The organism is Elioraea rosea (assembly GCF_007644105.1).
Taxonomy (GTDB): Bacteria; Pseudomonadota; Alphaproteobacteria; order Acetobacterales; family Acetobacteraceae; genus Elioraea_A; species Elioraea_A rosea.
Window position 1 is genome coordinate 17,446 of sequence record NZ_VFAC01000035.1, and the last position, 24,844, is coordinate 42,289.

General features: G+C 71.1%; 23 protein-coding genes. 2 read left to right on the forward strand and 21 right to left on the reverse strand.

Features of this window, described 5'->3' with window-relative positions; genetic code table 11:
* Window positions 1–6: 6 nt before the first annotated feature.
* From FIF60_RS17290 to FIF60_RS17335, 10 genes are all read right to left on the reverse strand, one after another.
* Window positions 7–732, reverse strand: a complete 726-nt coding sequence (locus FIF60_RS17290; RefSeq protein ID WP_144299539.1) for a PP2C family protein-serine/threonine phosphatase — start codon at window positions 730–732, stop codon at window positions 7–9.
* Window positions 729–1,316, reverse strand: a complete 588-nt coding sequence (tagF, locus tag FIF60_RS17295) for a type VI secretion system-associated protein TagF (RefSeq protein WP_144299540.1) — start codon at window positions 1,314–1,316, stop codon at window positions 729–731. Before tagF ends, FIF60_RS17290 begins: the two co-directional genes overlap by 4 nt.
* The gene (gene tssM, locus FIF60_RS17300) at window positions 1,295–4,810 is read right to left on the reverse strand and encodes a type VI secretion system membrane subunit TssM (protein WP_239451690.1); all 3,516 of its coding nucleotides are present in this window, start codon (window positions 4,808–4,810) and stop codon (window positions 1,295–1,297) included. Before tssM ends, tagF begins: the two co-directional genes overlap by 22 nt.
* On the reverse strand, window positions 4,807–6,186 hold the full coding sequence (gene tssL / locus FIF60_RS17305) for a type VI secretion system protein TssL, long form (RefSeq protein WP_239451691.1): 1,380 nt from the start codon (window positions 6,184–6,186) through the stop codon (window positions 4,807–4,809). The genes tssM and tssL overlap by 4 nt, the downstream gene beginning before the upstream one ends.
* 12 nt (window positions 6,187–6,198) lie before the next feature.
* A complete protein-coding gene (tssK, locus tag FIF60_RS17310; protein ID WP_144299541.1) occupies window positions 6,199–7,533 on the reverse strand; it encodes a type VI secretion system baseplate subunit TssK in 1,335 nt (444 codons plus the stop codon).
* A gap of 77 nt (window positions 7,534–7,610) precedes the next feature.
* A complete protein-coding gene (gene tssJ, locus FIF60_RS17315; protein WP_144299542.1) occupies window positions 7,611–8,087 on the reverse strand; it encodes a type VI secretion system lipoprotein TssJ in 477 nt (158 codons plus the stop codon).
* A 23-nt stretch (window positions 8,088–8,110) separates the two neighbouring features.
* Window positions 8,111–9,538: a type VI secretion system-associated FHA domain protein TagH gene (tagH, locus tag FIF60_RS17320; protein WP_144299543.1), complete on the reverse strand. Its 1,428-nt coding sequence runs from the start codon at window positions 9,536–9,538 to the stop codon at window positions 8,111–8,113.
* Window positions 9,539–9,548: 10 nt separating this feature from the next.
* Entirely contained in the window at window positions 9,549–9,842 is a 294-nt protein-coding gene (locus FIF60_RS17325) for a PAAR domain-containing protein (RefSeq protein ID WP_144299544.1), read from the reverse strand.
* 19 nt (window positions 9,843–9,861) lie between these two features.
* Window positions 9,862–10,443, reverse strand: a complete 582-nt coding sequence (locus FIF60_RS17330) for a DUF6931 family protein (RefSeq protein ID WP_144299545.1) — start codon at window positions 10,441–10,443, stop codon at window positions 9,862–9,864.
* 7 nt (window positions 10,444–10,450) lie between these two features.
* A complete protein-coding gene (locus FIF60_RS17335) occupies window positions 10,451–12,448 on the reverse strand; it encodes a type VI secretion system Vgr family protein (RefSeq protein WP_144299546.1) in 1,998 nt (665 codons plus the stop codon).
* Between the two features lie 92 nt (window positions 12,449–12,540).
* Between FIF60_RS17335 and FIF60_RS17340 the strand changes: the two genes are divergently transcribed.
* Window positions 12,541–13,227, forward strand: coding sequence for a hypothetical protein (locus FIF60_RS17340; RefSeq protein ID WP_144299547.1), 687 nt, complete (start codon window positions 12,541–12,543; stop codon window positions 13,225–13,227).
* Between the two features lie 8 nt (window positions 13,228–13,235).
* Complete coding sequence (locus FIF60_RS17345) at window positions 13,236–13,958, forward strand: aspartate/glutamate racemase family protein (protein WP_144299548.1); 723 nt, start codon at window positions 13,236–13,238, stop codon at window positions 13,956–13,958.
* A gap of 3 nt (window positions 13,959–13,961) precedes the next feature.
* On the opposite strand, the gene FIF60_RS17350 is transcribed toward FIF60_RS17345, so the two are convergent.
* The 11 genes from FIF60_RS17350 to FIF60_RS17400 all read right to left on the reverse strand — a co-directional run.
* Window positions 13,962–15,659 (reverse strand): putative 2-aminoethylphosphonate ABC transporter permease subunit, encoded by a 1,698-nt coding sequence (locus FIF60_RS17350; RefSeq protein ID WP_144299549.1) that lies wholly within the window; start codon window positions 15,657–15,659, stop codon window positions 13,962–13,964.
* Window positions 15,656–16,798 carry a putative 2-aminoethylphosphonate ABC transporter ATP-binding protein gene (locus FIF60_RS17355; RefSeq protein ID WP_239451692.1) on the reverse strand — a complete coding sequence of 381 codons (1,143 nt, stop codon included), beginning with the start codon at window positions 16,796–16,798 and terminating at the stop codon, window positions 15,656–15,658. Before FIF60_RS17355 ends, FIF60_RS17350 begins: the two co-directional genes overlap by 4 nt.
* 3 nt (window positions 16,799–16,801) lie before the next feature.
* Complete coding sequence (locus tag FIF60_RS17360; RefSeq protein ID WP_144299550.1) at window positions 16,802–17,836, reverse strand: putative 2-aminoethylphosphonate ABC transporter substrate-binding protein; 1,035 nt, start codon at window positions 17,834–17,836, stop codon at window positions 16,802–16,804.
* Window positions 17,837–17,954: 118 nt separating this feature from the next.
* Window positions 17,955–18,776 carry a phosphonoacetaldehyde hydrolase gene (gene phnX, locus FIF60_RS17365; RefSeq protein WP_144299551.1) on the reverse strand — a complete coding sequence of 274 codons (822 nt, stop codon included), beginning with the start codon at window positions 18,774–18,776 and terminating at the stop codon, window positions 17,955–17,957.
* Between the two features lie 5 nt (window positions 18,777–18,781).
* Window positions 18,782–19,918, reverse strand: a complete 1,137-nt coding sequence (locus FIF60_RS17370; RefSeq protein WP_144299552.1) for a TIGR03364 family FAD-dependent oxidoreductase — start codon at window positions 19,916–19,918, stop codon at window positions 18,782–18,784.
* A 71-nt stretch (window positions 19,919–19,989) separates the two neighbouring features.
* Window positions 19,990–20,868 carry a fumarylacetoacetate hydrolase family protein gene (locus FIF60_RS17375; RefSeq protein WP_144299553.1) on the reverse strand — a complete coding sequence of 293 codons (879 nt, stop codon included), beginning with the start codon at window positions 20,866–20,868 and terminating at the stop codon, window positions 19,990–19,992.
* A gap of 20 nt (window positions 20,869–20,888) precedes the next feature.
* Window positions 20,889–21,710, reverse strand: coding sequence for an LpxI family protein (locus tag FIF60_RS17380; RefSeq protein WP_144299554.1), 822 nt, complete (start codon window positions 21,708–21,710; stop codon window positions 20,889–20,891).
* An 11-nt stretch (window positions 21,711–21,721) separates the two neighbouring features.
* Entirely contained in the window at window positions 21,722–22,561 is an 840-nt protein-coding gene (lpxA, locus tag FIF60_RS17385) for an acyl-ACP--UDP-N-acetylglucosamine O-acyltransferase (protein WP_144299555.1), read from the reverse strand.
* Between the two features lie 2 nt (window positions 22,562–22,563).
* Entirely contained in the window at window positions 22,564–23,055 is a 492-nt protein-coding gene (gene fabZ / locus FIF60_RS17390; RefSeq protein WP_144299556.1) for a 3-hydroxyacyl-ACP dehydratase FabZ, read from the reverse strand.
* A gap of 32 nt (window positions 23,056–23,087) precedes the next feature.
* The gene (gene lpxD / locus FIF60_RS17395; protein WP_144299557.1) at window positions 23,088–24,152 is read right to left on the reverse strand and encodes a UDP-3-O-(3-hydroxymyristoyl)glucosamine N-acyltransferase; all 1,065 of its coding nucleotides are present in this window, start codon (window positions 24,150–24,152) and stop codon (window positions 23,088–23,090) included.
* 28 nt (window positions 24,153–24,180) lie between these two features.
* Window positions 24,181–24,844: OmpH family outer membrane protein (locus FIF60_RS17400; protein WP_204251234.1), on the reverse strand; the 664-nt coding region annotated here is incomplete at its 5' end.

The following is a 24,844-nucleotide window of genomic DNA, read 5'->3' on the forward strand; positions in this document are numbered from 1 at the left end:
CGGCGCCTACCGGCAGCGCACGACGAGGGCGGTGACGTTGTCTGTGCTGCCGCGCGTCATCGCGAGGGCGATGAGCGCATCGGCGAGCGCCTGCCCCTCGGCCGCGGCAAGCGTCTCGGCGAGCACCGCCGGCTCGAGCGCCTTGGTGATGCCGTCGCTCATCAGCAGGAACACATCGCCCGGCATCACCTGGCCCGTCACCTTGTCGAGCGCAAGCGCATCGTCCGCGCCCACGGCGCGCGTGACCACGTTCGACTGAGGGTGGTGCTCGGCATCCGCAGGCGAGATCTCGCCGGCATCGACGAGCTCCTGCACGAGGCTGTGGTCGCGCGTGACGCAGGCAAGCGCGCCGCCGCGCCAGAGATAGCAGCGGCTGTCGCCCGCCCAGAGGCAGGCGAAATGGCCGTCGCGTACGAGAAGCATCACCACCGTCGAGGCGAGCATGGCGCGCGGGCCGCGGCCGGCGGCCTCCGCACGCAGCACGGCATTCGTTTCGATCAGCGCCGCCCGCGCGCGACCCAACAGTTCCCCGGCCGACAGCCCGGCCGGAAGCCCCTGCAGCGCGGCAGCGACCGCGGCGGACGCGATCTCGCCCCCGCCATGGCCGCCCGCGCCGTCCGCCACGGCCCAGAGGCCGATCTCGGGTCGCATCAGCCAGGTATCCTGGTTGCTCGTCCGCACCGTTCCGGCATGCGTCGCAGCCCAGCTCTCGAGGCGCAGTCCGGTCCTCACGGCGCCGACCCGTCTGCGAGCAGCGTGGCGAAGATCCGGGGCGCCGGCAGGCTGGGGAAATGGAGCCGCGCGGGCGCGACGCGTGGGGCGCCTTCCGTCGCGAAGGTCACGCCGGGATGCGCGCGCGGTGCCGCCGGCGGGTGGCCCGCCGCCTCGAGCGCTTCGTTCAGCCTGCCCCTGTCCCACCCGTCATGCACCGCGTCGGCAGCGGCGGCGGCGAGCGCATCGAACCACGCGGGCGCTTCCTCGGGCTCCGGCGCGCGGTCGCTCACCGCGCAGAGCATGAGCGGGAAATAGCGTCCGGCCTTGTCGACGCTCGGCGCCATCACGCCAGCGAAGCCCACTGCCGCGAGCGTTCCGGGGGCGAACCGGAAGCGCCACACCGGCGCCTCGAGGAAGGCGGGCAGCCACGCCTCACCGAGCACCGTCCTGCTCTCCGCGAGGCCTTCGCGCACCCAGAGGTCCCAGGCGGAGACGATCTCCTCCGGCAGGTCGGCGCGGACGAAGTCCCCGTGCCCCGGCAGCTTGCCGAAGAAGCCCTGCCGCATCCGCCCGCGCAGGGTCAGGGCTGCAAGGTCGGGCACCGGAATTCCGACAGCTCGCGCAGGCTGAACGGATTGAACACGCTGCCCGCGCGGACGACGTAGCTGACCTGCCTCTCGCCGAGGGTGAAGGTCAGCGTGAATTCCTCCGACACCCGCCCGGGCGCGACCTGCGCGCGAGAGAACAGGCGGAAGAGCGCCCAGGGGCCGGACGCGTTGATCGCGCCCTCGCCTCCCGAAGGCGGCGGCGTGAAGACGAGGCGCACGTTCGTCATCCTGTTCGCCCCCGGCCAGGTGACGAGGGTGGGGCGCGAAGGCCCGTGGCTGTAGCTGATGCTCACCCCGTCGAGGTCGAGCAGCGCTGTCTGCGCGCCGGGGTCCATCGCCACGGGCTGGATCTCGAAGCGGATCGTCGGCTGCGGCCCGCCTGCGAAGAACACGTCGCGAATCACGCTCGCGCGCTGGAAGTTCGCGACATCGACGCGCGGCTGCACGCCTTCCACCGCCTGGAGCCGCCAGGTGCGCTGCGTCGTATCCACGAAGGGGCGGAGATTGGTGTTGAAGAACCCGTCGATCAGCCCGCCCGGCGCGAAGAGCCGCGCGAAATCATCCATTGGCGTCTCTGCCTGCGCGCTGCGCACGAACGGAAAGCGGTTGGCGATCGCCGCCTGGCAGAGTGGCGCGACGCCGGCCTGGAACGCGCCGGCGAGCGCGGCCTGCGTGCCGCCTGCGCGCACCGCCGTGCCGCCCTGGGCGACAGCACGAAGCCAGCCGTCGACGGGCGGCGGCACGCGCGAGGCCTCGCCCTGCAGGGCCTGAACCGGGTCGAGCCCGACGCCGGGTGTGATCGGCTGGCCTGGGTTTGCCGCCATGCGGGCGAGTTGCTGGTAGACGTCGGACAGCAGCCTCAGCGTGTTGTCGACCGGAGCGCCGGGCCCCGTGCCGACATACTGCCGAAGCCGGGCGTAGCGTTCGTCGATCGCGCTGCCGGGCGGAGGGGGCGGCGGCGCGCCTGGCTGGGCCGCGCCAAACACCGCCTGCAGCCGCGACGAGGCGCTCTGCGGCGCCGGCGCACCGCCCGGCGGGGCGGCCTGCGCAGGACCCTCGGGAGGAACCGACAGCGTGAGCTCCCGCGCGGCCGAGGCGAGCAGGTCACGCATCGGCGATTGCGGGGCTGAGAGGATGTTCAGCGTGTCGACCGCCTGGCCCATGCCGCGGAAGGGAAGGATGGCGAGATCGGCAAGCATGCCGTCCCACATCCGCGCATAGTCGTCGTAATAGAGGTTCAGCACGTCCTGCTGCAGCCGCACCTGGGCCGCTTCGTCGAGCCGCACCTCGTTGCCCGGGCCGAGCACCCAGCTTTCCTGCGCCACCTCGCGCGAGACGGCCTCGATGTTCGGAAGCACCACCTTGTGGAACGCATCGCGTGTGAAGAGGCCCGGCACGCCGCCCGTCAGCGGCTGGCCCGAAGGCCGCGTGAACACGCGCGCACCGGCGGGGCCGGCTGCGCCCCCCGGCGTCCAGGGTTCGAGGTTCGCCGCGGCCGCGATCGGGCGCAGGCGGGAATAGGCGCGGCCCGCGAGAGGCAGGCGCGAGAACACGCGGCGGGCCTCGTCGATCAGAAGTCCGTCGAGCCCGTAGGCAGGCATCGGGCCTTCGAGGAGCGCGTCGAGATGGGCGGAGAGCTGGCCGCGCATCGCCGTCTGCTGCGGCTGGTTGAACGCCTGCTGCCAGTCGAGCGCCATCCAGTCGCGCACCAGCGCGCGGTCGAGCGGGCCCTGGCCGCCGAGCATGAGGTAGACGCGCGTCGCCTCGTAGAGGAACTCGGGCTGCTGCAACGCGCCGCGCATCTGGCTCTCGAGTCGCCAGAGAAGGCGCGGCAGGAACACGCGGTCGAGCTCGCGGCGATAGACCGCATCCGCCGCGGCTGCAAGCTTCGGCGCCTGGCTGAGCCCAAAGCCCGAGCCCTGCGCGCGATTGTCGCGGCCATAGGGAAGCGCGCGCGCCTGGTTCAGCAGCGGCAGCACGGAGGGAAGGTTCGCCTCCGCAACGGGGTCGAGCGGCAGCGCCTTCGCCGTCTGCTCGAGCTGCGTGACGGCTGCCTCGAGCCGCGCGATCTCCGCCTCGTTCGCACGCCAGGCCGAAAACCAGAGCCCGCCCATCACCAGCACGGCGAGCGCGGCAATGCTCCACGCACCGATGGTCAGCGCACGTCGACGCGTCGCGGCTCCCGGCTTGGCGCTGACGAGGCCGCTCTCGCCGAACACCACCTCACGCAGCAGCCGCGAGAGGAAGTAGCTCCTTCCCTGCCCGGCCTGCGCCGCGGGAAGCCGGGCGCGTGGCACGTTGAAGAGCCGCGCCATCGCGCCGGTGAGCCGGTCGATCGGCGTGCCTTCCTGCGTGCCGGAGGTGAGGTAGAGGCCGCGCAGGAAGGGGGCAGCCTCCAGGCTCGAATCGCGGAACGCCGCCTCGAGGAACTCGGCAGCCGGTCCTTCCATCGAAGCGAGCTGCGCTGGGAAGCCGAACAGCGCGGCGCGCCGGTCCGGGCCGCGCTCCTCCTGGACGCGTTCGGGGATGCGATCTGTCACCCGGGCAAGGAGTTCGCGGAACGCGGCGGCGAAATCGCCCACCCCCTTCTGCTCGCGCGGGAAGGTGACGCCCCAGACCTGCTCGCGCGCCTCACGGTCGAGATCGTCGAAATACTCGGTGAACCCCGCGATCAGGTCGGCCTTGGTGAAGAGCACGTACACCGGCAGCCGCACGCCGAGCGTCTCGTCGAGCTCCTTCAGCCGTGCCCGCACGGCGCGCGCATGGGCGAGGCGTTCGTCGCGCGACTGCGTCGCGAGGTCTGACAGGCTGATCGCGACAAGCGCGCCGTTCAGCGGCGCGCGCGGGCGGTTCCTGCGAAGGAGGTCGAGGAAACCCTGCCAGCCTGCCTTGTCGACCGCCGCGTCGCTTTCCTGTGTGGTGTAGCGCCCGGCCGTGTCGATCAGCACGGCCTCGTCTGTGAACCACCAGTCGCAGAGCCGCGTTCCGCCGACGCCGGAAAGGCGTGCGGAGCCCATGCGTTCGGCCAGCGGAAAGGTCAGGCCGGCGTTCATCAGCGCGGTGGTTTTCCCCGAGCCTGGCGGGCCGATGATCACGTACCAGGGAAGCTCGTAGAGCGCCTTGCCACCGCGCGCCTTCGACAGCAGCGTCAGCGCCTCGGTCAGCTTCGATTTGAGCGCCGCAACTTCCTCCGCCGCGGCCGCGGCAGAGGTATCGGCCGGGCCCGCGGCCGCACCCTCGATCAGCGCCTTCTCTGCCTTCTTGCGTGCGCGGAAGGACAGGAAGGCGAACACCGCCCAGACAAGGACGAGGACGGCGATGACGGCGAGCCGTGCCATCTCGGAGGCGAGCGGGGCGATGCCGCCGACGGCGACAATCGGCCCGAACACCCAGACGAGCCCTGCCAGAAGCAGGATGCCGACGAGCCCGACGGCGGCGCGTGCCCAGGGGTTCGAGGCAAGCGCGGCCATGCCTGCGGGCGCCTTCATCGACGAACGAGCTCCTCGCGCGGCAGCACGAGCTCGATGCGTCGGTTCTGCTCGCGCCCTTCCGCCGTGCTGTTGTCGGCGATCGGCTCGGCGTCGGCACGGCCCTCTGCCTTGAGACGCGAGGCGTCGCCGATCCCCCGCCCGAGCGGCACGAGCGCGGCCTCGGCGCGCGCGTTCGAGAGGTGCCAGTTCGAGGGGAACTGGACGGTGCGGATGGGCTGGTTGTCGGAATGGCCGAGAACCATCACGGCACCTGGCTCGTCCTTCAGCGCGGAACCGATCCGTTCGAGGATCGGCACGAAGCGGTTCGACACGGTCGCGCTGCCCGAGCCGAACATGCCGGAGGCGCGAATGCGCACGACGATCGTCTGCGGCGTCTGCACCACCGCGACGAGCCCGTCGCGAATCTCGGGAGCGAGGAAGGTGCGGATGCGGGTGATCTGGTCGGGCCCCGCCTCGGGTGGCGGAGGCGGCGGCGGGGGCGGAGGCGGCGCGACGCGGGCAAGCGCGGGTTGCGCCAGAGGCGGCACCGCGTTCAGCGCAGCGAACACCGCATCGGACCGTCCGTTCAGGGAGAAGGCGAACCAGGCATAGAGCCCGCCCATCAGGGCAAGCGCGAGCGCGCCGATCACCCAGAGCGGTACGGCGCGGCCGGGCGGAAGCCATGGGACGGCGAGCCCGCGCCAGCGCGGCGACAGCTCGCGCTCTGCAGGCGGGCGCTGGCCCTGGATGACCGCATAAAGCCCCTCGCGGATGCGCTCGAGTTCGGCCGGGCCGCGTGGCGAAAGCCGGTAACGCCCCTGGAATCCGAGACTGATGCAAAGATGCATCAGCTCGAGCGTCTCCTTGAACTTGCCCGGCTCCTTCTGCAGGCGCTCGAGAAGCTGGAAGAACCTGTCGCCCGAGCCGACCTCGCGATGGAAGGTCGCGATCAGGCTCGCGGTGTTCCACGGCCCCTGGCTCCCCCAGGGCGTGTTCAGCACCACGTCGTCGAGCGTGGCGCAGAGGGCGTAGTGCGCGGCGCGGAGCTGCTCGGGGGCGAGGCCGGTGGCGCGCGCGTCCTGCTCGAACTGGCGGAGGCCCGCGATCGTGCGCTCGCGCAGATCGCCGCTGTCGGGCGGGCGCGCGGTGTTGCGCAGGCGGCCGATGAGGTCAAGAAGCGGGGCGGCGGCAGCGGCGAGCGGATTCACGCCGATGCGCGGCGGCGCCTCGGCCCCGTCGGCGCTGCCCGCAGGAGGCTGGGGCGCGGCGTCGAACGCCGGCGGAATCGGCTCCGCTGGCGGTTCGGCTGCGGCCGGGCGGCGCCCCCCCGGGCTCGGGCGGATCACCGTGCGGTCGTTGTCCTCGGGCTCGGAGAAGGGATTGTCCTGCACCATCGCGCCCCTCCCTCAGCCTCGGATCGCCCAGAGTTCCATCTTCAAGTTCGGGTAGTCGCCCGACACATGGATCGCGAAGCCGCCAGAGGTCTGCATCTGCGCCCAGTGCGGCGAGCCACGGTCGAGCTCGAAATAGGTGGCGCCGGCATAGAACGGGATCTGCCGCGGAGCGACGGGAAGCGGGCGGATGGCGATGCCAGGCAGCGCGACGTTGACGAGCTCGCGGATATGCTCGACGGCGCCGATCTTCACCGTGTTGGGGAAGACGCGCCGGAGCTGCTCGCCAGGCATGTCGGCCTGCACCGACAGAACGAACTGTGCCGCCTTGAGAAGGTTCCGGTCCGTCAACGGGCCGACGCGCACGCCATGCCGCCGCTCCTGCAGCGGGATCGACACGGCGGTGGTCTCGACCACGGCGGAGAGCGACTTGCGCAGGTCGGCGACGACGGGGGCGTAGCTCCTCTGCAGGTCCTCGTGTCGATAGGCGGGATACTGCGGCGGGCGGCGCTGCGCCTCGGTGAAGGTCGCGAGCTCGCCCGCGAGCGAGGCGAGCGTTCGGTAGAGCGCCTCGGGGTGGACGAGCCCCGCGCCGGCCCAGTGCGCGAGCACGGGCTCGACCCTGTTGATTGCCTGCAGGAGCATGAAGTCAGCCACCTCGGCGACGCCGCGCGCGCCCGGCTGGCCGAGACGCGCGGCGATCGCCTCTGCGCGCTGGCGCAGCATGCCTGTGAGCTCGTTGAGCAGGCCGACGAGCGGTGGCGTGGCGGAAGCGACGAGCGCGGGCGGAATCCACCGCTCGTCGAGCACCACGCGGCGGTCGGGCAGCACTTCCTGGATGCGCGCGACGGCAAGGCCGAGATAGCCCGCGCGGTCCTCCGTCTCGAGCATGTAGCGGAACCGGAGCCGCCCGACCTGCAGCTCGGCCGCCGTCGGGCTCGTCGAGTGCGCGTCGAACGCCTCGTAGGCGACGGGGGCGAAGCGCGTCGCCGCCGCCTCGGGGCCGTCTGCCGCGATCTCGAGCCCGCCTGCCTGGCGGACGGGGGCGGCGAGATAGACGAGGCAGTTTCGCACCGTCTCGCCGAGGTCGAGCGGCGGCGGATGGTCAGCCTCGCCGGGGATGGCGAAGGGCGTTCCGTCCTCGAGCAGGCCGGTCGCGGAGGAGAGCGCGAAGCGGCCGGTGCCGAGAAGGTCACGGTCGATCGCAAGCGCGGTGAAGCCCCACGCGAAGGGGGCGAGCGCAGTCGCGGTGCCGCGCACGAGCGCCTCGAGGTAGCGATCCTGCTGCTGGAAGTGCTGCGCACGCAGGAACATGCCCTCGTGCCAGACGACCTTGTTCTGCCAGAACATTGCGGTGTCAGGTCATCCCGTTTTGGTGGCGATTGCGTCCAGCACCCGCGCGTTGCGGTTGCAGAGACTATACCGGTTCAGCCCGCCTGCGTAAGCGTTGCTTCGAGCCTGTCGGCGTTCAGGCGAAGCCGCGTCGTTCCGGTCGACGCGACGGGCGCGATCGCCTTCCACCGCGCGCGGTCGATGTCGCGGAACAGAACGGCGGCGCCGAGGAAGCGGGTGCGGCTGTCCGCCTCGCGCGTCACCTGGCGCGTCGAGCCGGGCGTGAAGGTGAGCTCCTCCCTCGCGATCAGCTCGGCGCCGAGCGTGGCCTGCTCGCGCTCGATCAGCGCGAACACGTCCGCCCCCTCGAACTTGCCTGCGGCCGAGAGGAGGTAGATGCGGACGGCGACCGGAAGCGGCCTGCCGTCGATGCCCGGATTGACCGCGGGGCCGATGGTGATCGCGAGGTCGACGACGGGCGGCGGCGGCTGCCCGCCGGCCATGACGAGCCCCGCCGCGCCGCCGAGCAGGAGACCGCGCCGGGCGAGCCTCGCCGCACCTGAACCTCCCATACCGTTCCTCCCTTGCTGTTGCGTCACCCGCGCCCGCCCGCGGCCTCGTAGGCGCGGGCGAAGGCGCGGGCGAAGGTCCCATCCGTGCTGCTGTCGGCATCGCGCAGGAGTGCGGCGAAGCGCTGCTCGAACAGGTCGAAGGCGCGGGCACGGCGCTGCGCCGGAACGAGGCTGAGCCCGCCCTGCGCCTCTGCCTCCTCGCGCAGCTTGCCCGGCTCGATCTCCGCGAGTACGGCACGCAGGCCCGCCTGGATGGCCTGCATGGTGGCGAGTTCGTGGTGCTTGATGTCGTCGAGGCTGTCGCGCACCGCCGTCTCGGCATCCATGAAGGCGCCGCGGCTCTCGCCGAGCATCGCGGCGAGCGCATCCTCGACGCTCGGGCTGAACTTCAGCGGATTGTTGCCGCGCGCGGCGATGATCGTCTGCTCGATGCGGAACTCGCTCTTGATCGAGGCGCGCGTGATCAGCACCTCGCGCAGGCCCTCGACGAAAGCGCGGAACGCGGCGCCGAGGCCGCGCATCAGTTCCTCGGGCGGAACGGTGCTGCGGCGGACCAGGTCGGGCAGCCCCGCTCCCTTTAGGAAGGCGGTGAGCAGTTCCTCGCCGCCCTGCGCCGCAGGCGCCGCGGCGGGCTGCGGGGCGTGCGTCGCAGGCTCTGGCACCGCTGGCCGGGGCGGAGGCGGCGGCGGTTCGTGGCTCCCGAAGCCCTCCTCCCGCGCCTGGTGAGACGGCGCGGGTTCGGGCTGTGCGGACGGCGCCGGTGCCGCCTGGGGAAGGTCGAGGTCCCAGTCATCGGGGATGGCGGTCTTGACGACAGGCGGAACGAAGGCATCCGACGCGGCGGGCGTATGGTCCGGCCTGCTTCCCGAGGTGGTCCAGGAGGGGTCGGACAGCCTGTCGCCGCCCTGGATGTCGGCGAGCGGATCATAGTCGTCTGGGAGGGTCGGTCCGCCCCCGCCCTGCGGCCCGCCGAGCCCGCCGAACGGGTCGGTCGAGACGGGGCGCGAGGGCGGCTCGACGGCGAAGGGGTCGCGCCCGAACGGGTCATTCTGGAACGGCGCGGGAGGCTGCGCGGGAGGCGCGAACGGATCGTCCGCGAAGGGGTTGGCGCCGGCCCCGGCGCCAGGCTGGGCACGCTCCTCGATCCGAACCTCGATCTCGTACTCGCCCAGCGTCAGCCGGCTGCCGTCGCGCAAGGGGGCCGTGCCGCCGCGGCCGATCGGCTCGGCGGAACGGTCGAGGAACGTTCCGTTGGTGGAGAGATCGGTGACGGTCCACCGACCCGAGCGGAAGGCGATCGTGCAGTGGTTCTTGGAGAGATGCCGGTTCGGATCGGCCAGCACCCAGTCGGCGGTCTCGCCGCGGCCGATGGTGATCTCGCCGCCCGTCACCCGTCTCGTGGCCGGAACGGCGGCATCGGGGCAGCGGACGACGGAGAGGATCAGCTCCACCCTGCCCTCCTCACCCGCCGATCAGCACGGTCGGCGCGCCCGGGCCGACGATCATTCCGCCATGGGCGCAGTTGTCGAGCAGGCGCGCCGCCGGGAGGTTCATGATCATCACCGTCGCCGAGCCCTTCACGATCACATCCGGGGGGCCGACGCAGACGCACATGTCGGTCACCCGCGCCGCGGGCAGGTTCATGATCAGAACCGTCAGCGCGCCGGGCCCGACGATCGGCCCGCCGACATGCGGCACCGGCCCGGTGAACATGGGGCAGACATGCATATCGGTCAGTCGCGCCGCGGGGAACATCGTTCCTCTCCCCTGCCTGTCAGGCGATCCGACCCGACCCGCCTGCGGCGATGTCGAGCCCGCTCTGGATGAAGCGCTGCAGCGTCGCCTCCGCCTTCTCTGGCTCGCGGCGCACGGCGGCAAGCGAGACGGCCCCGGCGACGGCGACGCCCGTGAGATGCTCCGCCGGCGGCACGACCGGCTGGCCGGCAGGCGCCATGCTCCCGCCTGACCAGAACGCGCCGACGGCGGCCCAGGCCTCCGGGCTGCGGAACCCCGCCGCCTCGGCCCTGGCCATCGCCTCCCGCCGGAGCTCCTCTTCCGGCTTGCGCACCCACGCCTCTGCCGCGACGAGGGCCGCGGCATCGGCGGGCGGCGCCTCGGGCGCCGTGGCGCGCGCGCACATGCAGGCCCACCACACCGCCTCTCGCTTCGGCAGCGCATGCGCCATGAACCGTGCGGCATCGGCCATCATGCCTGCCTGGACGATGCGCAGCAGCGCGGCCGCCGCATCGGGCGCTCCCGCTGCTGTGGCCGCTGCCTCCGGCGCGAGATCGGCGCGCTCGAGAACCGTCTCGAGAACGGCGGAGGCGAGCTTCACGGGGGGGCGGGGCGCGTTCATGGGCGGCTCAATTGATCATGATGATGCCGCCCTTCAGCATCATCATCGCGTCACCGTTGATCTTGGTCATCAGGCCCTTGGCCTCGAGCATCACGGTGCCTTCGATCTTCACCATCATGCCCTTGATGGTCACGCCCATCTGGTCGATCTTCACCGAGCTCGAGCCCACCTTGAACTCGATAGCCTGCATCGCCTCGGTGTCGATCTTGCCGAGATCCACCTTGGTCGTCAGGTTCCCCATCGACACCTTCAGCGACATGTTGCCCATGCCGACCTTGGTGTCGAAATTCCCCTGGCTGATCTCGACCTTGTGGTTGCCCTGCTTGACTGTGAAGTCGTAGTCCCCCTTGGTGATGTGCTTCTGCTTGCCGTCGACCGTCAGCTCGCGGTCCACCTTCACGGTGACCTTCTCGTTGTTCTTGACCAGCCGCTCGTAGTCCTTCTGCGCCTGGAAGAAGATCTTCTCGCTTCCCGCCTTGTCGTCGAACACGAGCGCGTTGAAGTCGGACGCCCCTCCGCCTGGGGAGGAGCGGGTCATGATGCCCGTCTTGGTCTTCTCGTCGGGAAGCGGGATCGGCACCTGAGTCTCGTTGTTGTGCAGCGTGCCGAGCACGACGGGCTGGTCGATGTCGTCATCGAGGAAGCCGACGATCACCTCCGTTCCGATGCGCGGGTAGTGCATGATGCCGAAGCCCTGCCCCGCCCAGGCCTGCGAAAGCCGCATCCAGCACGAGGCGTTCTCGTCTCCCTGGCCGAGCCTGTCCCAGTGGAACTGCACCTTCACGCGGCCGTATTCGTCGACATGGATCTCCTCACCGGCCGGGCCGACGACGGTGCCGACGAGCAGGTTCGGCACGGTGCGCGGCGGCACCGCGGCCGCCTTGCGGTAGGGCGTGTCGGGAGAGATCACCGTCACCTGCGTGCGGCACACCGGCGTCGCGCGCGCGTTCAGGTGGCTCTCATCCGTCATCAGCCGTTCAAGCCGTTCGATGAAGAAGAGTTTCGGCGCCTCACCATCGTCGGTCGTCTCGCGCCGGTCGACCTGGATGCCGAGCATCGGGCGGTGCGACTCGGTATCGAACTGGGCGCGGAGCGAATCGGCCTCGACCTCCTCGATCATGCGCTGCGCGACCGGCTCGCCATCGGTCCGCGCGGCGGGGCTGTCACCGCGCGCGGTCGTCCGGTAGCGGCCGGGCCAGACGAACACCTCGAACTTGTCGGCGAGATCGAGGCCGAGGACGGAGGATTTCTCGTTCGTCAGGTCGGTCGAGATGGCGCGGAACTCGCTGTCGGCGGTCGCCACCTTGCCGGGCTTCCAGCGATGCTCGACCTGCCAGCTCTCGTAGGCCTCGCGCACCTTCGCGAGGTCCCGCGGCACCAGCTTCAGCGCCTCCCCGCCCTGCGGCGATTTCAGCCCGTCATTGTGGTTGGTGATGATGAGCGTGTGCTTGTCGAGCGCCATCTCGACCCACCACACGAGCCCCTCCTCCGCCATCAGCCGGCAGGCGAAGGCATAGTCCGTCTCGTTGTACTGGATGACGTACTCGCGCGGATCGAGCGAGCCCTGCAGGGCGAAGGTGAAATCGCTGAAGCCGGCATCGCCGAACAGCGTCTCGAGGATTTCCTGGACGGTCTTGTTCTGGAATACGCGGCAATCCTGCGTGTGGCCGAGGAACCAGAACCACGGTACGAGCCGGCACGAGACGCGCCGGTAGCTTGCGCCGTACTGCCCGCCAAGAAAATCACCGAGCCGGAGCGCCACGACATGCCCATGCACCGATGCGGCCGTGCCGTCCTCCGGCCCGAGCGACAGGCCGACGGTCTTGCCCAGCATGTCCGCCGGCGCCATGGCGGTCTCGTCGGTAATGAAGTCGACCTCGTAGGTGGAGAGGCCACACAGCATCTCGGTGCCCGACACGCGTTCGGGGATCAGCGAATCGGGCGGATAAGGCCCGTTCGCCGAACGCATCGTGCGCTTCTCTGACAGGATCGTCGGGACCGCCACGCGCAACTCCTCCCGCGCGAGGATACGCGAGCGACACGGGCGCGTCACGCTTCGGAGTAGCAACCTGCCCACGCATGCGGCATCGTTGGGCCATGCGACGCGTGATCCTCATCATACCACTTCTCTGTCTCGCCATGCCGCTCGCCGCACAGCAGCGCAGCCAGGCGCCCGCTGCACCCGCGCCAGCGCAAGCCCCCGCGCCCGCCCAGGCCCCGGATGCGCCTGCGCCGGAGAATGCAGCGGCGATCGAAGGCTTCCGCTCCGCACGCTTCGGCATGACGGAGGCCGAGACGCGCGCCGCGATCCGGCGCGACTTCGCACAGGCCGCGGAACGGATCGCGAGCGAACAGACACCGGTCGAGCGCACCCAGGTGCTCACGCTTAACGTGCCCGACCTGATCCCCGATGCCGGCACGGCCCGCGTGTCCTACATCCTCGGGCACCGCTCGAAGCGGCTGATCCAGGTGACGATCCTCTGGGGCCCGCCTGCCGATGCCTCGGCGCGGCCCGAGGCGCTGGTGAACGCGGCAGAGGCGCTTCGGGCACATTTCGCAGCGCTCGCCTGGCGGCCGGGAACGGTGGCGGGCGGCGTGGCGCTGGCGGACGGCTCGACGCTGGTCTTCCGCGGGCTCGATGAGAAGGGGCGGATGGCGCAGCTGCAGATCCTCCCCGGCCCGCCCGCCTCGGGCACAGGCCCGCGGCCCTTCGGCCTCCGCCTCGCCTATGTCGCCGACCCGCTGAACCCGGACGTGTTCCGGCTGCAGCGCGGCCAGTTCTGAGGGCCCGCATGCGCCTGCTCCTCGTCAACAGCAACACGACCGACGCGGTCACCGCCCGCATCGAGGCAGAGGCGCGCGCCGCCGCCGCGCCCGGGACGGTGGTCGAGGCGATGACCGCCCCGTTCGGCCTGCCGCTCATCGTCACGCGGGCAGACTGGCAGGTGGCTGGCACCGCGACGCTTGCGGCTCTCGGTGCGCGGGCGGGCCATTACGATGCCGCGATCATCGCCTGCTTCGGCGACCCCGGGCTCGATGCCGCGAAGATGCTCGCGGGCGTCCCCGTCCTCGGCATCTCCGAGGCCGCATTCCACGCCGCCTGCATGCTCGGCAAGCGCTTCGGGGTGGTGAGCTTCACGCGCGACCTGCAGCCGATGTTCGAGATGTGCCTCGACCTGCATGGCCTGCGCGGCCGCTGCTCCGGGTTCCGCATGGGACCCTCCTTCTCTGGCGACCCCGGGCGGGTCGCGGAGGAGGCGGTGCCACTGGTCCGCCAGCTCGTCGCGGAGGCCATCGGCGAGGACGGCGCGGAGGTGGTCATCGTCGCCGGGGGGCCGCTCGCTGGCGTCGCGCGCCTCCTCGCCCCGGAAACCCCCGTGCCGCTGATCGACGGCACGGCGGCGGCGGTGTCGCTTGCCGAGGCGCTGGTGCGGCTCTCCCCGTCCCTGCCCCGCCAGGCGCCGCGCGCGCCGGTCGGGCTCGATCCCGCCCTCAGCGCGTTCTACCGAGGCTGATCCCTACCTGCTTCTCCACGCCTGGGTGCGCCGCGCAATCACCCCGTCCGTCCAGACATGCAGGGCCTTCACGGCGGCGGAGGTGGCGAGGATGGTGATCGCCATCGCCGCGGCAGCGCTCGCCTGGCCCGCCTCGTCCATCTGCACGAGCGCGACGGAGGCAGGCTTGGTGTCGGGCGCATAGAGGAACACCACCGCCGAGACGGTCGTCATCGCGTTGACGAAGAGATAGATCGCGACGTCGAGGATAACGGGAAGCGAGATCGGCACAGTCACGGCGAGGAAGCTTCGCCACACCGGCACCTTGAGGCTCGCCGCGACGCTCTCGAACTCCGGGTCGAGTTGCTTCAGCGCGGTGACGGAGGCGAGATGGCCGACCGTGTAGAAATGCACGATCGAGTTCAGCACGAGGATGCCCGTCGTGCCGTAGAGGAAGCCCGCCGGGTTGGCCGGGGCGTTGAAGTAGAAGATGTAGGCGATGCCGAGCACGAGGCCGGGCACGGCGAGCGGCACGGTTGCGGCGAAGCGCACGATGCCGGCAAGCGCCGGTACTGTCTTCGCCTTCTCCATCCCGTAGGCGAAGACGAAGACGAGCGGCGCGCCGATCGCGGCCGTCCAGGCAGCGAGGGTGACGCTGTTCCACCAGCTTCCCCAGCCGGCGCTGTCGAACCGGCCGAACTCGTAGTTGGCGAGCGTCAGCGAGAGGTTCCACGGCCAGAACGTGATCAGGCTTCCCCAGGCGGCGACGCCGATCAAGCCGAGCATGAGGGCTGCGATCACGGCGCAGTGGAGGAGGAGCGGCCCGTCGCGCTTGGGCCTGCGCTTGGCCACGTAGGGTACGGCGCGGGCCGAGACCGAGGAGGTCTGCCGCCTGCGGGCCCAGCCATCGGCGAGATAGGCGAGTACGGCGGGGGCAAGCAGCACCATGCCGACCACCGCACCCATCTGGAAGTTCTGCTGCCCAACCACCTGCTTGTACACATCCGTCGCGAGCACGTTGAACGAGCCGCCGATCACCTTGGGGATGCCGAAATCGGTGATCACCAGCGTGAACACCACGAACCCTGCAGAGACCATGCCGTAGCGCGCCGCCGGAAGCGTGACCGTGCGCATCACCCGGATGCGCGAGGCGCGCAGTGCCTCCGCCGCCTCGTAGAGCCGCGCATCGGCGCCGGAAAGCGCGGTGGCGAGGATCAGCACCGCGGGCGGGAAGCAGTAGAACACCTCCGACACGATGATGCCTGCCGGCCCGTAGATCGTGCCGCCCATCAGGAGCGGCTTCAGCATGCCCTGGTTGCCGAAGAGATAGATCAGCGCGAGCGCAGGCAGCAGCGACGGTGCGAGGATGGGCAGAAGCGCGATGGCGCGGAAAAACGCCTTTCCCGGCATCGCGCTGCGCGTCAGCGCGTAGGCGTAGCCGAAGGCAAGAGGCAGCACGATCGCTGTCGTCAGCGCCGCGACCCAGAGGCTGTTCCAGAGCGAGCCGAGAAGCGCGGGGGTCTCGACGTAGCGGATGTAGTTGGCGAGCCCGACGAACCGCCCGGCCTCGTCCTGGAAGCTCTTGGCGAGAAGCGCCCCGAGCGGCGCGGCAAGGGCGACGGCGAGGAAGAGCCCACCGAGCGCGACGACCGCGATGAGGACAACGTCGTCCGTCGAACGGACGGGGCGGACCCGCTGCGCCGCACGCGCGGCCGCGGTCATGCCTTGGTCGCATCGGCGCGCGGGAACAGCAGCACGCGGGACGGCGCGATCGAGACCGTGATCGAGACGCCGGGCACGAGGCCGAGGCTGCGCAGCGCGGCATCCGACATTTCAGCGACCAGCGGAAGGCCATGCGCCTCGAGCGAGACCCGTGCGATCGAGCCGAGATACTCGATGCCCCGCACCGCCGTCGCGAGCCAGGTGCCGTTCTGCGCACCGGGATGCACGAGGATGTCCTCCGGGCGGATGCAGACCTGCACGGCCGCGCCGGTGGGAAAGTCGCGCGCCGCATCGGCTGCGATCAGCGCGCGGCCGACAGCGACGGTTCCGGCATCCGTCACCGTTCCCGGAAGCGCGTTCATGTGGCCGACGAAGCCTGCGACGAAGAAGCTCGCCGGCGTGCGGTAGACCTCGTCCGGCGTGCCGACCTGCTCGATCCGCCCGCGGTTCATCACCACGATCCGGTCAGCGACCGAGAGCGCCTCCTCCTGGTCATGCGTGACCATGATGGTGGTGATGCCGAGGCGGCGCTGCAGCGACTTGATCTCCGCGCGGAGATGGACGCGCACGAGCGCATCGAGCGCCGAGAGCGGCTCGTCGAGCAGCAACAGGCCCGGGTTCATAGCAATCGCGCGGGCAAGCGCCACGCGCTGCTGCTGCCCGCCGGAGAGCTGCGCGGGATACTTCCACCACTGGTCTGCGAGGCCGACGAGGTCGAGCAGCGCGCGCGCCCGGGTCTCGACCTCCGATCTCCTCCTGCCCTGCGCCGACAGCCCGTAGCCCACGTTGGCGAGCACGGTCATGTTCGGAAACAGCGCGTAGGACTGGAAGACGATGCCGAAATCCCGACGGCTCGGCGACAGGGCGGAGACGTCGCGCCCGTCCTGGACGATGCGCCCCTCGTCCTGCGGATCGAGCCCGGCGATGGCGCGCAGGAGCGTGGTCTTGCCGCAGCCGGAAGGCCCGAGGAAGCAGACGAACTCGCCGCGTGCGATCGCGAGCGAGACGTCGTCAAGCGCGGTGAAGCTGCCGAAGCGCTTGGTCAGCCGTTCGGCGACGAGATAGGCCCCGGCCGTAGGCGGGGCCTCCACCTGGCGCGCCGCGCTGTCGCTCCGCGGCGCGGCCGCGATATCCGGCACGCCTCAGTTCCGCGGTGCGGACTTCGCGTCGAACCGGCGCGACCATTCGGCGAGGATGCGGTCACGGTTGGTCGCGACCTCGCCGAAATCGACCTTTGCCAGACGCTCTGCGAACGCAGCCGGATAGCCCTGCACCGAAGGCGTCACGCCGGGGTGGCCGAGCAGCGCGTAGTAGCGGCCGTAGAGCGCCATGGCCGCCTCGCTCGCGGCGTAGTCCATCAAGCGCCTGCCGGCGGCCTCGTTTCGCGTTCCGCGCACGATCGCCGCACCCTCGAGGTCGAAGCCGACGCCATCGCTCGGCACGATGATCTCGATCGGCGCGCCCTGGTTCTTCAGCGTCACCGCCCGCATGTCGAAGGACAGGCCGATGGCGTACTCGCCGCGCGCGGCGTTGTTGCAGGGCGCGCTGCCGCTGTGCGTGTAGACGGCCACGTTCTCGTGCAGCTTCGTCATGAAGGCCCAGGCCTGCTCCTCGCCCATCGTTCCGAGCCAGCCCGCGATCGTCAGAAGCCCCGTTCCGGACGAGGCCGGGTTCGGCATCGCGATCAGCCCGCGATAGGCGGGGTCGAGCAGGTCGGCCCAGGTCGACGGCGTCGGCAGGTTGCGCTGGCGCGCGACGGCCGTGTTGAAGCAGACGGCGGAGACGAACGCGTCCATCCCGATCCAGGTCGTCGGCGAGGCGGAGGAGCGGAACTGCGGCCGCAGGGCCTCGGCGCCCGAGGGCGTGTAGGGCAGCAGCATGTTCTCCTGCTCCAGCCGCTGCAGGCTGAACACGGACAGACCCCAGATCACGTCGGCGCGCGGGTTCTCCTTCTCGGCAAGCAGCCGCGTCGTCACGATGCCCGTGCTGTCGCGCACCCAGACGATCTCGATCCCAGGCAGCGCCGCCTCTGCCGCGCGCTTGAACTCGGGAAGCTGCTCGTTCTCGAGTGCCGTGTAGACCGTCAGCCGCGTGCGCTGCTGCGCGTCGGCGACGGCGATCGGCAGGGTGGCAAGAAGCGGCGCTGCGAGCGCGGCAAGGAGCGGGCGGCGAAGCATGCGGTGTTCCCCCGGAGACGGAATGATGGCGTGGCGCGGCGGTGCCACCGGCCAGCATCAGTTTCCTCCGGGAGCCGTGTCAGGCGCGTGACGACACGGTTTCAGTTCCATTACGTCGTCACGGCGCCTCGCCCCGCTCGGCGCGGGCCGAAAGCGTGGCGACTGCGTCGGGCAGGGTGGCGATGCTGTCGATGACAAGGTGCGCGCCTGCCGCGCGCAGCGGCGCGGCGGCACGCTCGCGCAGCGCGTCGCGTTCGGAGGCCGGGAGCGCCGCCAGCTCCTCGGCTGACAGCCCGGCTCCGTTGCCTGAGAGAGACACGCCCACCGTCCAGCACCCCGCGGCGATGCCTTCCGCGATCCCGGGCTCGGTATCGTCGACCTTCACCACCGCGGCGGCCGGCCACACGCCGAGATCGGCGAAGCACCGATACATCATCAGCGGCGTGGGCCGCCCCGCCGCGAGGTCGCCAGCGCACACGATGTTGTCGGGCGCGTAGCCGGCCGCCGCGGCGATCGGCGCGAGCACATCCATGATCGGGCGGGTGTATCCCGTGGTCGAGCCGATGCGCAGCCCCCTGGCACGCAGCGCGGCAATCGCCTCGACGGCGCCGGGGATCATGTCGGCATGGTCGCGCACAGAGGCCGTGTTCATCGGCTCGAACACGGCGAAGATCTCGTCGGCATCGTTCTTGTCGAAGTCGCGGCCGTGCCGTGCGCGCCAGGCCTCCGCCACGCGCGGCGTCGTGCCGACGGCCCAGATGTGGTCCCATTTCGGCAGGCCCATCGGGGCGCGCGCGGCCACGATGTCGATCGTGACGCCGAACGCGCCGAAGGCACGCACGAAGGCGCCCATCGGCGCGCGCGAGCCGTGATCGACCACCGTGCCGGCCCAGTCGAGCACCACGGCTTTGATCGGGCCGGCATAGAGCGGGGCTGGCATCGGTGCTACTCCGTGGCGGTCCGGACGGCGAGGCCGGCGAGGGTTTCCTCGGCGATCGCGAAGGCGGTGCTCATGCCCGTACCGGAGGTGACCATCACGACGCGAACCTCCGGCATCGGTGCGGCGATGAAGGCCGGCACGTCGGCCGACGGGTACTCGCCGATCCAGCGCTCGATGGGGTGCATCTCCCGCGGGAGGCGGAGAACCGCCTGCGCTTCCGCGAGGATGCGCGCATCGACTGCCTCAGGCATGAACGGGTCGGGCGTGTCGCCGTAATGGTGGCTGTCGCCGACGACGAGCGAACCGTCAGCCGACTGCACGACGATGAGGTGGATGCCGTCCTCGAGCTGCGCACGCTGCTCCGCCTCGAGGCGCGCGCGAAGGGCGGGAAGCGACGGCGCATCGGCGTAGCCGAGATAGCGCACCAGGCCGAGATCGCTCATCACCGTGGCCGGCAGCCGCCAGCCCGGATCCGGCAGGCGAAGCATGTGCAGCTTGCAGCGAACCGGCCGGAAGGCGGCGATCGTCTCGGGAAACAGCGACAGGAAATCGTTGCAGGGTGCAACCACCACGCGGCAAGCGCGGAGCCTTCCCGCGCTCGTCTCCACCGCGGGCGGGTCGACCGCGCGCACATGCGTCCGCCACAGGAACCGCACGCCATGCTCGGCCTCCAGCCAGGATGCGAGCTTCGGCAGCGCCTCCCGCGGCTCGACGCGGAGCTCATGCGGCGAGTGGAGCCCGCCCGCGAGACCGTCGGCGAACACGCCGAAGCTCCCCAGCTCAGTGGGCGTGAGAAGGCGGCAACCCGCCCCCATCGGTCCGGCGGCGAACTCTTCCGCAACCGCCATGGCCTCGGCTCGACGGCAGGCGAGGATGAGCCCGCGATGCAGCACGGCAATTCCCGCGCGCGGTGCGACCTCGGCCCAGATGTCGCGCGCGCGCCGCGCGCGCCGCCAGGTATCCCCCGCCCCTTGGCCCGTGACCGTGACGAACCCGAAATTGCGTACCGACGCGCCATTGGCCCGCGCCTCGCGCTCGAGCACCGCCACGCGCAGTCCCGCCCGCGCGGCGGCAAGCGCGTGGGCAAGCCCCACGATGCCGGCACCGACGATGGCGAGATCGACTTCCCCGAGGTCGGACATGCAGCGAGGCTAGCGCGGGCCCGCGTGCCGCAGAACAGGCCGCGTCGTGACAGTTCCGTTGCGAGGCGCAGTCAAGCGGCGCCGACCGGGTTCTCGAGCGTGCCGATGCCGCCGACGGTGACGCGCACGACATCGCCCGGCTTCAGGTAGCGCGGCGGGTCGAAACCGATGCCCACGCCGGCCGGCGTTCCGGTCGCGATCACGTCTCCCGGCATCAGGGTGATGCCGGCGGAAAGCGTGGCGATCAGCGTCGGCACGTCGAAGATCAGCAGCTTCGTGTTGCTCGCCTGCCGCGGCTCTCCGTTCACCTCGCAGGTGATCGCGGTGTCGGCGAGGTCGAGCGAGTCGGCCGTCACCGCAAAGGGGCCCATCGGGCAGAACGTGTCCTGGCTCTTGCCGATCAGCCACTGGCTGTGGCGGCCCTGCAGGTCGCGCGCTGTGACGTCGTTGACGATCGTGTAGCCCCAGACGTGATCGAGCGCGCGGTCCCGGCTGATCCCCCTGCCGCCGCGGCCGATGATCACGGCAAGTTCCGCCTCGTAGTCCACAGCCATGGAGACGGAGGCGTTGATCCGGATGGTCTCGCCCGGGCCGATTACGCTCTCCGGCACCTTCGAGAAGATGATCGGCGCCTTCGGAACCGCGCCCGCGGCGGCGGAGCTGTCGAAGCCCGACCGCGCGAACTCCTCTGCATGCTCGTGGTAGTTCTTGCCGACGCAGAAGATGTTGCGCGCGGGCCGGGGCACGGGCGCGAGAAGCGCGAGCGAGGCAAGCGGTACGGCATCGCGCTCGGCTGGCGCGGCCTGCCCTTCCGCGGCACGGCGCGCAAGGGCCGCGACACCGAGGGCGGCTTCGCCGGGGTCGAGCGCAAGCGGCCAGGCAAGCCCCGCGTCGCGATCGACGCGTGCGACGACGACCGATCCGTCGAGCCTGACCGTTGCATACATCATCGGAACGATCCCCTTCCGGTTCAGCCGAAGCGGCGCGCGACGAGGAAGAGGCCGAGCCTGTCGGCCGCCGCGACCGTCGCCTCGCGCTCGGGCATCAGCGTCAGCCCCGCCTCGAGCGCAATCCCGCCGAGGCCTGCCGCGGCAGCACCCTCCACCGTTCGCGGCCCGATCGTCGGCAGGTCAGCCCGTGCCTCCTGCCCCGGCTTGGCGAGCTTCACCAGCACGCCTGGCGGGCCGTCGCGCCGAAGCCCCGCGCAGCGGGCGAGCAGCGCATCGGTTCCTTCGACCGCCTCGACACCGAGCACGATGCCCTGCTGCACGACGACGGCCTGGCCGACATCGACCGCGCCGAGCGCGCGCGCGACCGCCACGCCGCGCACGATGTCCGCCTCCGCGCTGCTGTCGGGCACATGCCTGCCGAGCACGCCCTCCGGCGCGGCAAGCTCCTCCATCAGCTCGTGCGCGCCGCGAACGCGGAAACCCTCCTCCTCGAATACGCGGATCACGGCGGCAAGCAGTCCGTCATCGCCAGCGAAGGCGGCACGGCCGATGCGGCCGAGGATCTTCGCGCCCTCGGCGTCCGGCATCAGCGTCAGGAGCGAGGGGCGGCGGACGGGGCCGATCAGGACGAGGTCCTCGACGCCGGCCTCGCGCAGCGAAGCCAGGATCTGCCCGCCCGCGCCGATCCGGTGGATCGCATGCGGAAAGGGCGCGATGGTTGCCGGTTCGGCATGGCCTTCGAGGCCGAGGATGAACACGCGGCGCCCCGCGGCCTGCGCCGTCGCGGCAAGGCGCGCGGGCAGCGGCCCGCTTCCGGCAACGATGCCGAGCGTGCCGGGCATCGCCTGCTGCCTCAGGCAGCGCTCTCGACGGGGTCCTCGGCGCCGAGGTCGAGATCGTCTGGCGCCACGGCGCGGCAGAGCGGGCGGTGCGATTCCGCCGCCATGAAGCCGAGCACCTCCTCGACGAGCGCGTCGCCGGCGAAACGCTGGCGCGCCTCGGCCATGCGTGTCTCGAGCGTTCCGGTCTCGTCACGGAACAGCAGGCGGAAGGCGGCGCGCAGGCGGTGGATCTGCGCCCTGTCGAAGCCGCGCCGCTTGAGCCCGATCACGTTCAGCCCCGCGAGGCGCGCGCGGTTGCCGAGGACCGAACCGAAGGGGATCACGTCCCCCTCCACGCCGGAGGCGCCGCCGACCATCGCCGCGCGGCCGATGCGCACCCATTGGTGGATCGCCGCAGCACCACCAATCACGGCCGCCTCGCCGATCACCACATGCCCGCCGAGCACGGCGTTGTTGGCAAAGATCACGCGGTCGCCGATCGCGCAGTCATGCGCGATGTGGGTGACGCACATCAGCAGGCAGTCGGCGCCCACGGTGGTCACGCCTGTGCCCACCGGTGTGCCGCGATGGATCGTCACATGCTCGCGGATCATGGTGCGCGCGCCGACCTCGGTTCGCGTCGGCTCGCCGCGATAGGCGAGGTGCTGCGGCGGCAGGCCGATCGTCGCGAAGGGATAGACCGTCACCCCCTCGCCAAGCCGCGTATGGCCGTCGATCACGACGTGGCTGATCAGCGTCGTGCCGTCTCCGAGGGTCACGTCGGGCCCCACCGTGCAGTACGGGCCGATGCGGACGCCGTCGCCGAGGCGCGCAGCGGGGTCGACGATCGCCGAGGGGTGGATCTCTGGCATGCTCACTTGTCCATGATCATGGCGGCGTAGGTCGCCTCGGCAACGACCACGCCGTCCACTTTCGCTTCGGCCGAGAACTTCCACACATTGCCGCGGTTGCGCTCCTTGCGCACGTGGATGCGCATCTGGTCTCCCGGCACGACGGGGCGGCGGAATTTCGCGCCCTCGATCATCATGAAGTAGACGACCTTGCCCGCCGCATCCGGTCCGAGCGTCTCGACGACGAGCACGGCCGCGGTCTGCGCCATGCTCTCGATGATCAGCACGCCCGGCATGACCGGGTGGGACGGAAAATGTCCCTGGAAGAAGTTCTCGTTGATCGAGACGTTCTTCACCCCGACCGCAGAGGTGTCGTGCACCACGTCCTCGACACGGTCGATCAGCAGGAAGGGGTACCGGTGCGGGATCGCATGCATGATGCGCTGGATGTCGAGCGCCTCGATGCGCCGTCCCGCCTCCGACCGCGCTTCCTCCTTCGTCCCCGTCGCGTCCATCGTCCGTCGCGCTCCGTCACGTCCTGGCCCGCTCAGGGGCCGCCCTTGTCCTTGCCGGACGCCATGCCGCCGCGCCCCCCGGTCTCGGCGAGCCGGTTGAGCACGGCAATGGCACGCATCGCCTTCCGGGCCGGCTGCGCGGGGCTGCCCATATAGTCCGCCCCCGCCGGCACATCCGCCATCACGCCGCCCTGGGCGCCGATCCGCGCCCCCGCACCGACGGTGATATGGCCGACGAGCCCGGCCTGGCCGCCCAGCATCACCCCGTCGCCAAGGATGGTCGACCCGGAGATGCCGGCCTGCGCAACGATGACGCAACGACGCCCGAGCCGCACGTTGTGCCCGATCTGCACCAGATTGTCGATCCGGCAGCCTGCTCCGACGATGGTGTCCTGGCCGCTGCCCCGGTCGATCGTCGTGTTCGCGCCGATGTCGGCGCCGTCCCCGATCAGCACCCGACCGAGCTGCGGCACGGTCTCGAACCCGGCCGGTCCGGGGGCGAAACCGAACCCCGCATGGCCGATCCGCGCGCCCGGTCCGATCTCGACACGGTCGCCGAGGATGGCGTGCGAGACGGAGGCGAGCGCGCCGATGACGCAGCCACGGCCGATCACGACCGCCTCGCCGATCGCCGCGTTCTCGCCGATCACGCTTCCCGCGCCGATCGCCGCCCGGGGGCCGATCACGGCGCCCGCGCGCACGGTGACGCCAGGGCCGAGCAGGGCGGAGGGATCCACGACCGCTCGCGGCGAGATGCTTCCCTGGCCAAGCTCGGCCGATGGAAAGAAGAGCGTCAGCACGCGCGCCCAGCCGAGATAGGGCTGCTCGCAGGCAAGCACCACCATGCCGGGCGGCACCTTCGCCGCATCCGCCGCGCGGACGAGGCAGACCCCGGCGCGGCTTGTGGCAAGCGCTGGCGCGTAGCGGGCGTTCTCGAGAAAGCTTACCTCGTCCGGCCCTGCGGCATCGAGCGGCGCCGGACGGCGGATCAGCCTCGTACCATCCACCCCCTCGGGCAACGCGGCGCCGGCCGCGCGCGCGACGTCGGCGAGCGGCAGCGGGCCGCGGCCTGCGAAGAAGCGTCGATCGCCGAGCATCCGGGACGCTCCAGCCAAAGACTCCCGTTCAGTTCCGCTGCTGCTGCTGCTGGCGCTGCTGCTGTTGCTGCGCCGGCGGCCGTTGCTGGGCCGCAGGTGCCGCGGGGCGCTGCTGCTGCGCCGCCGGTGTCGGCGCCGCGCCAGGCTCCGCCTCGACCTGCACGGAGGGAAGCGCGCGGTTGAGCTGCTCGACGACGGCCGCGGTGATGTCGAGCTCGTCCACGGCGAGGATCAGCGCGCCGCGGTTGAGAACGAGATTGAGGCTCCGCGACTCAGCCACCTGGCCGATCACGTAGAGCGCCGTGCGCTCGACCTCTGCCAGGGCGCGCTGGCCCGCCTGCTGGATCTGCGCGTTGCGCTCGCGAAGGACGCGCTGGCCATTGGCGATGCGCTCCTGCAGCTCGCGCTCGCGGTCGCGCAGCTGTTCGGGTGTGAGCGTCGCACGCTGGTTGGCGAGCTGCTGCTGCGCCTCCCGCCAGGCGCCCTGCTCGCGCTGCGCCTCGTCGTTCAACCTCGCCAGGCGCTCCTGGATCGTCTGACGTACGCCGCGCGCGGCGACCGAGGCCTCGAACACCTCCGGCAGGCCGACGACGCCGATCGAGGCCGCGGGCGGGGGAGCGCCGCGCGGGATGGGCGGAAGCCGGGGCGCGCCGGGCTCCTGCGGGCCGGCCACCTGGCCCTGCGGGGCCGCG